This is a genomic window from Rhabdothermincola sp. (genome assembly GCF_036846205.1).
Taxonomy (GTDB): domain Bacteria; phylum Actinomycetota; class Acidimicrobiia; order Acidimicrobiales; family Acidimicrobilacustridaceae; genus Rhabdothermincola.
In genome coordinates, this window is sequence record NZ_DAIUCK010000019.1 from 25,364 (window position 1) to 36,301 (window position 10,938).

Genomic DNA, 10,938 nt, shown 5'->3' on the forward strand with positions numbered 1-10,938 from the left:
CTCAGACGTCGAGGAGCTGGCGGAAGTAGGCCACGGTGCGCTCGATGCCTTCGCGCAGGCCGATCTCCGGTTGCCATCCCAACCGCTGCCGGGCCATCGTCAGGTCAGGTCGGCGCTGGCGGGGATCGTCGACCGGCAGCGGCTCATGGACGACCTCTGAGGTGGAGCCGGTGACCTCGAGAACCAGGTCTGCCAGCTCGCGGACCGTGAACTCCCCGTCGTTGCCGATGTTGACGGGACCGCTCTCGCCGGAGTCGAGCAGGGCGAGGAATCCCCGGATCTCGTCGTCGACGTAGCAGAAGCTTCGGGTCTGGCTGCCGTCGCCGTAGATCGTGATCGGCTCACCCTTGAGAGCCTGGACGATGAAGTTCGACACCACCCGACCGTCTTCGGCGCGCATCCGGGGCCCGTAGGTGTTGAAGATGCGCACGATGCGCACATCGATCCCGTGGTAGCGGTGATACGCCATCGTCATCGCCTCGGCGAACCGCTTGGCCTCGTCGTACACCCCGCGGGGGCCGACCGGGTTGACGTGCCCCCAGTAGCTCTCCGGCTGGGGATGAACCTCGGGATCGCCGTAGACCTCGCTGGTGGAGGCGAGCATGAACGTCGCCTGTTTGGCCTTGGCCAGGCCGAGGCCATTGTGCGTACCCAGGCTGCCGACCTTGAGCGTCTGGATCGGCATCTCCAGGTAGTCCTTTGGTGATGCCGGGCTGGCGAAATGCAGCACGGCGTCGACCGGCCCCGGCACCCAGAGGTACTCGCTGACGTCGTGCCTCACGAACGTGAAGCCCTCGACGCCGAAGAGGTGCTCGATGTTCGCCACCGATCCGGTGATCAGGTTGTCGATGGCGATCACCTCATCGCCTCGGGCGAGGAGGTGATCGGCGAGGTGTGAACCGAGGAAGCCCGCTCCCCCGGTGACGACGATCCTGGCCATCAGGTGCGCCCGATCCCCTCGTAGCGGAAGCCCCGGCGCGCCAGCGCGCTGCGGTCGAGGAGGTTGCGGCCGTCGACGACCTGACGGTGGCGAAGCTGCTCACCCACCTTGTCCAGATCGAGCCACTTGAACTCATCCCACTCGGTGAGCACCGCCAGGACGTCGGCCCCGTCGCAGGCCGCGTACGGATCGTCGCAGACCTTCAGGCCAGGGAGCTGATCGAGCGGATCGCGGACGGTCGGGTCGTACGCCCGCACCATCGCTCCCGCGTCGAGGAGGCGTCCGACGATCTCCAGCGCGGGTGATTCGCGCAGGTCGTCGGTGTTGGCTTTGAACGTGAGCCCCCACACCGCCACCGTCGATCCCTCCAGCGTGCCGACCATGCGCCTGATCTTCGCCACCACCCGATCGAACTGCTCGTGGTTGACAGAGATCACCCCTTCAAGGAGGTCGAAGTGATACCCGGCCTCTTTGGCGAGGTACAGCAACGCCCGCGAATCCTTGGGGAAGCAGCTCCCTCCCCAGCCCGGGCCGGGCTTCAGGAACTCGTGCCCGATGCGCTTGTCGTAGCCCATCCCGAGCACGACGTCATTGACATCCGCCCCGACGGCTTCGCACACCGCGGCGATGGCGTTGACGAACGACAGCTTGGTCGCCAGGAACGCGTTGCTCGCGTACTTGATGGTCTCGGCGGAAGCAGGGTCGGTGACCATCAACGGTGCTGGAACGTCGAGGTAGAGCGCAGCCACCCGGATGGCGGCGCTCTGGTCGTCGCTGCCGATGATGACCCGGTCGGGATGGAGGAAGTCGGTGACCGCAGAGCCCTCCCTGAGGAACTCGGGGTTGGAGACCACGAACACGTCGGAGCGCCCCAGCGCTTGCTCGACGAACCTGGTCGATCCGACCGGGACCGTCGATTTGTTGACCACCACCGCGGCAGGTGGGAGGTGCGGGGCGATCTCCCTCGCGGCGGCCTCGATGTAGCTCAGGTCGGCGGACCCATCGGGCCCCTGTGGCGTCGGCACACACAGGTAGGCGAACTCCGCGTCACGGACCGCGCCCGCCGCGCCGACCACGAACCGGAGCCGGCCCGACCGCAAGCCCTCCCGCACCAGCTCCTCGAGGCCGGCCTCGAGGATGGGGACCTCACCGCTGCGCAGACGTTCGATCTTGGCCTCATCCACGTCGGCGCAGACGACGTCATGGCCCAGGTGGGCGAAGCACGCGCCCGTCGTGAGGCCGACGTACCCCGTGCCGATGACCGCGATCCTGCTTCCCATCCACCCTCACCCTGGCTCACTGGCAGCCGCCATCGTACTCATGGGTGGGTGCGAGCCGAGACCCCTCGCCAGGGGTCGCGCCGATCAGCCGCAGCTGATCCCCGGCGGTGGCATCGGGACGTAGCCCACCACACCCTCGGCAGGTTCGGCCCCTTCCGGCGGGGTGGTGGTCGACGTCGACCCGGGAGCATCGACCGCGGCGTCGAGGAATGACCGGAAGTCCTCGAGCGGCCGGGGTTCCGCTCGCACGGAGCTGAAGTCCGTGCCGGTCACCAGCGCGACCGTCACATCGTCGGGCAGGCTCGGATCCATCTCGAAACCGACTTCCCCGTCGAGATACCTGGCCAGCTCGGCGGCTTGCCGTTCACTCCCCGGCCCGTAGAGCACGGTCGTCCGACCGACGCGGAAGCTCGAGGCGTCGACGGAACGCACGGTGACGAACCCGAGCCGGCCGAGCGCGTCGAGGGCTTGCCGCCCCTGGCTGCTGCGCCCGGAGCCGTTCCTCACCTCCACCCGGATGGAGGCGACGGGATCCGCATCAGACTCGACACCTCGGAACCGATCGAAGATCGGCTGGGCGCCCTTCTCGTCGAGGAACAGCACGGATGCCGCTCCGGCGAAGCCGCCTCGGGTCGGCGGTGTGAACACCTCGAGGGTGTCGGGATCGAAGTCGCGGAACTGCGAACCGAGGTCGAGCAGGTCCTGCGTGGTGAGCTGGTCGTCGAGCGTGACGTTCTTCTGCGCCACCTGGATGAGCTGCGAGAGCGTGAAGGGGTTCCGCACGCCTCGGGCCACCGCTCGTTTCAGTGCGGCCTTGATGAAGTGCTGCTGCCTGCTGATCCGCCCGTAATCCGAGGACGGGTCTTCTTTCCAGCCCTTGCCCTCGTTGATCTCGAAGTGGCGGCTGCGGGCGAAAGCCAGGGCCTGATCGGGGTCAAGGGTCACACAACCGGTCTCGTCCTGCGCCAAACCCGTCTGGCGGTCGCGGGCCGGCCACGGGAAGTACATGGGGACGCCGTCGATGGCCGCCACCAGTTCCTTGAACCCCGCGAAGTCGACCTGCACGAAGTGGTGGATCGGGATGCCGAAATCCTGCTGGATGGTCTGGATCAGCCGCTCGGGCCCACCCATGGCCATCGCTGAGTTGATGCGCCCCTTCGAGTTGGACCCCGCCAGCGGGACCCAGAGATCCCGGGGCAGCGACAACAGAAGCGCCTTCTCCGAACGGGGATCGAGGCGGAGCACCATGATCGTGTCGGTGTTGAGCGAGCGCGATCGCCCGATGAGCACCGGGTCACCGGACGACAGGCCACTCCCGTCGTCCACTCCGACGAGCAGGATGTTCTGCGGCTCCCCCGTGGTCGCCCGATCATCGAGCACCCCTCCGATGCTCACCCGTGGCAGCGCGCTCAGCTCACGCTGCACGTAGGTCAGCGCCGCGGCGGAGCCCAGGCAGATGACCACCAGCACGACATTGACGGTGATCAACAGGCGCTGTGGCCACGTCCGGCGAGCTCGTCGCACGGCGGGCCACGCTACCAGCGCGCCTGGTGGCGCTTCGCGCGCTACGTGACCGGGAGCCCGAGCTCGCGAGCGATGACCAGCCGCTGGATCTCGCTCGTTCCTTCACCGATCTCGAGCACCTTCGCGTCGCGGTAGTGACGCGAGACGGGAGTCTCGTCCATGAACCCGTAGCCACCGAAGATCTGCGTGGCCTCCCGGGTGGCGGTGACGGCCGCTTCGCTCGCGTAGAGCTTGGCGGTGGCGGCCTCCTTCTTGAACGGGCGCCCCGCGTCGGCGAGGGCCGCAGCACGGTAGGTCAAGGCCCGGGCCGCGTCGGCCATCACGGCCAGGTCCGCGACCTTGAACGCCACCGCCTGATTGGCGCCGATGGCCCGCCCGAAGGCGATGCGCTCGCACGCGTAGCGCCGGCAGGCGTCCAGGCACGCCTCGATCACCCCGACCGCAAGGGCGGCGATGGCGATCCGGCCTTCGTCCAGGATCGCCAGGAAGTTCGCGAAGCCTCGACCTCGCTCGCCGAGGAGGTTCGAGCCGGGCACCCGGCAGCCGTCGAAACTCAGGCCGTGGGTGTCGCTCGCGTGCCAGCCCATCTTCCGGTACGGGGGGTGCACGACCAGGCCGGGGGAGCCGGCGGGAACGACGATGGTGCTGATCTCGGGTGCCGCGCCGGCCGGCCCGGTGAGCGCGGTGATGGTGATGACGGAGGTGATCGGAGTGCCCGAGTTGGTGATGAACGCCTTCTCGCCGTGGATGACCCACTCGCCGCTGGTCTCGTCGAGTCGGGCCCGGGTCCGGGTGCCGCCGGCGTCGCTGCCGGCATCGGGTTCGGTCAGACCGAACGCACCCAGCGCCCGGCCCGCACAGAGGTCGGGGAGCCACCGCTGGCGCTGCTCCTCGGTACCGAAGCGGAAGATCGGGTTGGCCCCGAGGCCGACGGCTGCTTCGAGGGTGATGGCCATCGACTGGTCCACCCGGGCCAGCTCCTCGATGGCGACGCACAGGGTCGTCAGGTCCGCGCCGCCGCCGCCGTACTCCTCCGGGAAGGGCAGCCCGAACAGCCCCAGCTCACCCATGGCCAGCACGGTGTCGACGGGGAAGGTGTGGGACTGGTCCCACTCCTGCGCACGAGGGGCGATCTCGGCCTCGGCGAACTCGCGCACCACCTTGCGGAACGCGTCCTGCTCGGCCGTCAACTCGAATCCCACGGTTCGATCGTAGGCCGCGCCGCTCATAGGCTCGACCCGTGGACGACGCCCTCGCGGTCGTCGGTGACCGGCTCGCCACCGAGCTGCTGGATGTCACCGACGATCTGGCCGCACTCGACAGCTCGGGCTTCTGGGCGGTCGTGGTGCCCTTCACCGGGCGCCCCGTCTGCGCCCGATTCGGCCGGGTGCGCCCCGCGAGGCCCTGGCCGGGTCGGCCCTGGATCGGCCCACCGGCCGGCGCGTGGACCACGAGCCTCGATCGTGGGGGGTTCGAGCGCGGCGTGCGCACCATCCGCCAGGCGATCGCCGCCGGTGACGTGTACCAGGTCAACCTCACCCGGCGGCTCTCCGCCCCGGCGCCTCCCGGCGCGAAGGTCGCGGCGCTCGGCGCCGCGCTGGCGCTCGGCAACCCCGCCCCGTTCAGCGCGGTGGTCGATCTGCCGGACCACGGCGTGCACGTCGCCTCGGCCAGCCCCGAGCGGTTCCTCTCCCGGCGCGGCGACCGGGTGTGGTCGTCCCCCATCAAGGGCACTGCGCCCATCCCTGAGGAGCTGACCGCCAAGGACAGAGCGGAGAACGTGATGATCGTCGACCTGGTTCGCAACGACCTGGGCCGGGTGTGCGACTACGGCACCGTCCGGGTCCCTTCCCTGCTCGCCGTGGAGCGCCATCCCGGTCTGGTCCACCTGGTCAGCACGATCGAGGGGCGACTACGCCCGGGAATGGGTTGGCCCGAGCTCCTGGAGGCCACGTTCCCGCCAGGGTCGGTCACCGGGGCGCCGAAGCTGTCAGCGCTCGATCTGATCGAACGCCTCGAGCCGGTTCCTCGCGGGGTGTACTGCGGGGCCGTGGGGTGGGTCGACGCGGATCGCGAGGCCGGCGACCTGAACGTGGCGATCCGCACCTTCTGGATCGAGGAGGGTCGGCTCCATTTCGGTACGGGTGGCGGCATCACCTGGGGCTCGACCCCGGAGGGCGAATGGGCCGAGACCGAGCTCAAGGCCCGCAACCTCCTCGACGTCGCCTCCGGCGCCTTCGTCCCGGCGTGAGCTGTGCGGCGGCTTGGCGCGCGAACATGCCGGGATGACCCCCGACTCGCCGCTGGTGTGGATCGACGGCGCGCTGCGTGCCCCAGACGACGCGTCGGTGTCCGCATGGGATCACGGGCTGACGGTCGGTGACGGCGTGTTCGAGACGACCAAGGTGCTGCACGGCCAGGCGTTCGCCCTCACCCGCCACCTGCGCCGCCTCCGGCGTTCCGCGGCCGGCCTCGGCCTCGAGATCCCCTATGACGACGCCGAGCTGCGTGCCGGTGTCGCCGCCACCATCGCCGCCAATCACCTCACCGAGGGTCGAGCCCGGATCACGGTGACCGGTGGCGCCGGACCGCTGGGCTCCAATCGGGGTGAGGGTGGACCGACCATCCTGATCGCGGTCAGCCCGCAACCGCCCTGGCCCCCTTCAGCGGCGGTGGTGACCGTGCCCTGGCGGCGGAACGAGCACAGCGCGGTGGCCGGTCTCAAGACGACCTCCTATGCCGAGAACGTGGTCGCACTCCGGTACGCGCACGAGCACGGCGGCCAGGAGGCGATCTTCGCCAACACCGCCGGCAACCTCTGCGAGGGCACGGGCACCAACGTCTTCCTCGGACTCGAGGGGAAGCTGTGGACGCCCCCGCTCAGCGCCGGTTGCCTCGCCGGGATCACCCGCGAGCTGGTGCTGGAGCTGGTCGAGGTGGTGGAAGCGGACATCCCGCTCGACCGTCTGGCACAGGCCGACGAGGCGTTCCTGACGTCGAGCACCCGCGACATCCAGCCCATCCGATCGGTCGACGGCGTCGCGCTGGCGGCGTGTCCCGGCCCGCTGACCGAGCACGCCATGGAAGCCTTCCGCGGGTTGCAGGCCCGGACCCTCGACCCCTGAACCGGGCAGGCCCGGCGGCGCAGCCGCAGGTCAACCGTGGCGGAGGTGCACCACGTCGCCGGCGCTGATCTCGATCGTCGAGCCGGCCTCGTCCTCGACGACCAGGTGACCGTCTGCCGTCACGTCGACCGCTCGACCCTCGAGCGTGCCGCCCGGACGCTCGACACGCACCTCGCGCCCCACCGTCGCGGACCGCGCCAGGTACGTGGCGCGCAGCAGGTCGCGCCCCTCTTCGTGCTCGAGCTGAGCGCACCAGCCGTCGAGCTCTCGGAGCAGTGCCACCAGGAGGTCTTCGCGATCCACCTCCCTGCCGGTCACCAGGTTGAGGGCGGTGGCGATGCCTGCGAGCTCCTCGGGGATCGTCTGCGGCCAATTCACGTTCAGCCCGAGCCCCACCACGACGGCTTCGAGCACGTCGTGCTCGATGATCGACTCGGCGAGGATGCCCCCGGCCTTGCGCTCGGCACCATCGAGATCGACCAGGAGGTCGTTCGGCCACTTCAGCCGAGGGTCGACACCCGCCACCCGCTGGCAGGCGGTCACCGCCGACAGCCCGACGGCGCTCGCCACCAGGTGCGCCTGGGAGGGCTTCAGCGCGGGTCGCAGCAGCACCGACAGGAGCAGTGAAGCGCCCGGTGGGGACTCCCATGACCGGCCGAGGCGCCCACGGCCCGCGGTCTGGTGGTCTGCCACCAGCACGATGCCCTCGGGTGCACCTGCTGCCGCCTCCCGGAGCAGATCGGCGTTCGTCGACGTGGTCTCGGCCACCCAGCGGAGGTCCGCGAAACGGGTGCTCGAGAGATCCGATCTGGCACGGTCCCCTCGCATGCAGGTAACCATATGGCGTGCTGACCAAGGTTCTCATCGCCAACCGGGGCGAGATCGCCGTTCGGGTCATCCGGGCCTGCCAGGAGATGGGCATCGCCACGGTGGCCGTGTACTCCGAGCTCGACCGGGATGCCCTCCACGTCAGGCTGGCCGACGAGGCGTTCGCGCTCGGCGGGCAGACCGCAGCGGAGAGCTACCTCAACACCGCCGCCATCCTCGATGCCATCGCGCGCTCGGGTGCGGACGGTGTTCACCCCGGATACGGGTTCTTCTCCGAGAACACGGACTTCGCCCGGGCCATCACCGCGCAGGGGGTGACCTTCATCGGACCACCTCCCGAGGCCATCGAGGTCATGGGCGACAAGGTCAGCAGCCGGCGGGCCGCCGAGGCCGCCGGCGTGGCCGGTGTGCCGGGGACCACCGAGTTCCTCCAGAGCGCGGACGAGGTGATCGCCTTCGGCGAGGAGCACGGTTGGCCGGTTGCCATCAAAGCAGCCTACGGAGGCGGCGGCCGCGGCATGCGGGTCGTGCGCTCCGCGGACGAGGCGGCCGAGGCGTTCGAGTCGGCCCAGTCCGAGGCCCTCAAGGGCTTCGGTCGGGCCGAGTGCTACGTCGAGCGGTACCTCCCCTGGCCCCGCCACATCGAGATGCAGATCATCGGCGACACCCACGGCAACTGCGTGTGGGTCGGCGAGCGCGACTGCTCCGCCCAGCGCCGCCACCAGAAGCTGGTGGAGGAGAGCCCGGCACCGGCGTTCCCCGACGAGATCCGCCGAGCCATGGGCGAAGCGGCCGTGAAGGTGGCGCAGGCGTGCGGCTACTACAACGCCGGCACCGTCGAGTTCCTGTACCAGGACGGTGAGTTCTACTTCCTGGAGATGAACACCCGGCTGCAGGTCGAGCACCCGGTCACCGAGATGGTCACCGGCATCGACCTCGTGGCCGAGCAGATCCGGGTGGCCTCGGGTGAGCCGCTGTCGTTCACCCAGGACGAGATCGTGCGCACCGGCCATGCCATCGAGGTGCGGGTCAACGCCGAGGACCCGGCGGGAGGCGCGTTCATCCCCTCACCGGGACCCGTCCACAAGCTGGTGCCCCCCCAGGGATTCGGGGTGCGGTGGGACGGTGGCTACGAGTCCGGCGACGCGGTCAGCCAGTTCTACGACAACCTCGTCGGGAAGCTGATCGTGTGGGGCCGCGACCGCGACGTCGCCATCCGACGGATGGTGCGAGCCCTGCGGGAGATGACGATCGAAGGCATCGCCACCACGATCCCCGCCGACATCGCGATCCTCGAGCACCCCGACTTCCGGTCCGCTGCCCACTCGACGAAGTGGGTGGAGGAGGTCCTCGACCTGAGCGGGGTCGGCGGCCAGACACCCGGCGGCGACGCACCAGCGACGGAACCGAAGACCCGCCGCGACGTCGATGTCGAGGTGAACGGCAAGCGGTTCAGCGTCACGATGTGGCTGCCCGAATCGATCGCGGCCGCACCAGCGGGCGCCGCCCGGTCGGCATCCGCCGGTCCCCGACCCCGGCGAGCAGCCGGCGGCGCCGGCGGGGGCGCGAGCGCCGCGGGCTCCGGCGCCGTCACGGTGCCGATGCAGGGCACGATCGTGAAGGTGCTCGTCGAGGTCGGCGACCAGGTCGAGGCCGGCCAGACCGTGTGCGTCCTCGAGGCGATGAAGATGGAGAACAACATCAACGCCGACAAGGCGGGCACGGTCAAGGAGGTCAAGGTCGCTCCCGGCGATTCCGTCGGATCGGGCGACGTGGTCGCGGTGATCGACTGACCCCGGGGCCGACCCCCCCCGACCGCCGCTCGACCACCCGCCGGCAGAGCGATCGGCGGGTGCGATCGATCATTCAGCCGCGTCGGAGAGCGCCTCGGCGAGCGCCGGGTGCACGAGCAGGCTCTCGACGATGTCGGTGACCCGGAGCCCGGCGTTGACCGCCAGCGCGATCACCGAGATGAGCTCCGCGGCGTGCCGCCCCACGATCGAGCCGCCGAGGACCACCCCCGTCGCCGGGTCGGACACGATCTTCACGAAGCCCCGAGGGTCGTTGTCGATGAGCGCTTTGGCGTTCGCCGAGAAGGGCACCTTGGTGACCCGGATCTTGCGACCCTCGGCGAAGGCGTCGGCCTCCGCCAAGCCGACGTCCGCGATCTCCGGTTCGGTGAAGATGGCCGACGCCGCCTTCTCGTAGTCGAGGTGGCGGTGAGGGCCGACGTGCAGACCCATGGCGTGTTCGGCGATCTTGCGACCCTGCATCGCCGCCACCGATGACAGGGGCAACTTCCCCGACAGGTCCCCCGCGGCGTAGATGTGGGGAACGGTCGACTGGCAGTTGTGGTTCACCACCACGTAGCCGGACCGGTCGACCTCCACCCCTGCGCCGTCGAGGCCCAGTCCCTCCGAGTTGGGGATCGAGCCGATGGCCAGGAGCGCGTGGGATCCGCTGGCCGACCGCCCGTCGTCGCAGCGCACGGTGACCGACTCACCTGCGACCTCCACCCCGACCGCCCGAGCACCCTTGAGCAACCGCACCCCCCTGGCCAGGAAGTCCGCTTCGAGCGCCGCTGCCACCTCCGGGTCCTTCTGGGGGAGCACCTGCTGGCGGCTCACGATGAAGGTGACCTCGCTGCCGAGCGACGCGAACATGTGGACGAACTCCACCCCGGTGACTCCCGCGCCGATCACCACCAGGTGATCGGGCAGCTCCGGAGGCGGGTAGGCGTCGCGGGTGGTGAGGACCCGGTGATGGTCGACGGCGGCCCAGTCGGGGGTCCGCGGCCGGCTGCCGGTGGACAGCACGATCACGTCGGCCTCGAGGTGCTGAGCGCCCTCGTCCGTGTCCACGAGCACCTCGTGAGGGCCGGCGAGACGTCCCCGGCCTCGCAGCAGCCGCACCCCCTGACTTTCGAGCAGTTCGGTCACCGAAGCCTGCAACCGGGCCTCGATGGAGCGGATGCGCTCCTTCAGCGCATCGAAGTCCAATGCCGCGCTCACCTGGGTCAGGCCCATCCCCGGCGCTTCGTTGATGAGCCGCAGCGCGCCGCCGGTGGCGATCATCGCCTTGGAAGGGATGCAGTCCCACAGGTGTGCCGCTCCTCCCACGATGTCCTTCTCGACCAAGGTCACCTCGGCCCCGAGTCGAGCCGCGTGCGTGGCCGCCTGGTTTCCCGCGGGACCGCCACCGATGATCACGAAGCGCTTGGGCATGAGACCGAGGCTACCCA

The 10,938-nt window shown here is 69.8% G+C and carries 9 protein-coding genes; 3 read left to right on the forward strand and 6 right to left on the reverse strand.

All coding sequences use genetic code 11. The features are described 5' to 3' along the window. Position 1 precedes the first annotated feature (1 nt). The 4 genes from V7004_RS04530 to V7004_RS04545 form a co-directional block, all read right to left on the reverse strand. A complete protein-coding gene (locus V7004_RS04530) occupies positions 2-940 on the reverse strand; it encodes a UDP-glucuronic acid decarboxylase family protein (RefSeq protein ID WP_334142456.1) in 939 nt (312 codons plus the stop codon). Beyond that, positions 940-2,220 (reverse strand): UDP-glucose dehydrogenase family protein, encoded by a 1,281-nt coding sequence (locus tag V7004_RS04535; RefSeq protein WP_334142457.1) that lies wholly within the window; start codon positions 2,218-2,220, stop codon positions 940-942. Before V7004_RS04535 ends, V7004_RS04530 begins: the two co-directional genes overlap by 1 nt. An 84-nt stretch (positions 2,221-2,304) precedes the next feature. Continuing rightward, the gene (locus V7004_RS04540) at positions 2,305-3,744 is read right to left on the reverse strand and encodes an LCP family protein (protein WP_334142458.1); all 1,440 of its coding nucleotides are present in this window, start codon (positions 3,742-3,744) and stop codon (positions 2,305-2,307) included. 41 nt (positions 3,745-3,785) lie between these two features. Further along, entirely contained in the window at positions 3,786-4,946 is a 1,161-nt protein-coding gene (locus V7004_RS04545) for an acyl-CoA dehydrogenase family protein (protein ID WP_334142459.1), read from the reverse strand. Positions 4,947-4,984: 38 nt separating this feature from the next. Here V7004_RS04545 and V7004_RS04550 point away from each other — a divergent pair, with 38 nt between their 5' ends. Beyond that, the gene (locus tag V7004_RS04550) at positions 4,985-5,995 is read left to right on the forward strand and encodes an anthranilate synthase component I family protein (RefSeq protein WP_334142460.1); all 1,011 of its coding nucleotides are present in this window, start codon (positions 4,985-4,987) and stop codon (positions 5,993-5,995) included. A 34-nt stretch (positions 5,996-6,029) separates the two neighbouring features. After that, positions 6,030-6,869, forward strand: coding sequence for an aminotransferase class IV (locus tag V7004_RS04555; RefSeq protein WP_334142461.1), 840 nt, complete (start codon positions 6,030-6,032; stop codon positions 6,867-6,869). A 30-nt stretch (positions 6,870-6,899) separates the two neighbouring features. On the opposite strand, the gene V7004_RS04560 is transcribed toward V7004_RS04555, so the two are convergent. Further along, complete coding sequence (locus V7004_RS04560; protein WP_334142462.1) at positions 6,900-7,697, reverse strand: biotin--[acetyl-CoA-carboxylase] ligase; 798 nt, start codon at positions 7,695-7,697, stop codon at positions 6,900-6,902. A gap of 17 nt (positions 7,698-7,714) precedes the next feature. Here V7004_RS04560 and V7004_RS04565 point away from each other — a divergent pair, with 17 nt between their 5' ends. After that, entirely contained in the window at positions 7,715-9,490 is a 1,776-nt protein-coding gene (locus V7004_RS04565) for an acetyl-CoA carboxylase biotin carboxylase subunit (RefSeq protein WP_334142463.1), read from the forward strand. Positions 9,491-9,559: 69 nt separating this feature from the next. Here the strand turns inward: V7004_RS04565 and V7004_RS04570 are convergent. Then, the coding region (locus V7004_RS04570; RefSeq protein WP_334142464.1) for a dihydrolipoyl dehydrogenase family protein at positions 9,560-10,938 on the reverse strand (1,379 nt) is incomplete at its 5' end.

Excerpts from the sequence above, each read along its gene's own strand:
- V7004_RS04560 (WP_334142462.1), bottom strand. The coding sequence starts at position 7,697 with ATGCGAGGGGACCGTGCCAGATCGGATCTCTCGAGCACCCGTTTCGCG.
- V7004_RS04535 (WP_334142457.1), bottom strand. The coding sequence starts at position 2,220 with ATGGGAAGCAGGATCGCGGTCATCGGCACGGGGTACGTCGGCCTCACG.
- V7004_RS04555 (WP_334142461.1), top strand. The coding sequence starts at position 6,030 with ATGACCCCCGACTCGCCGCTGGTGTGGATCGACGGCGCGCTGCGTGCC.
- V7004_RS04530 (WP_334142456.1), bottom strand. The coding sequence starts at position 940 with ATGGCCAGGATCGTCGTCACCGGGGGAGCGGGCTTCCTCGGTTCACAC.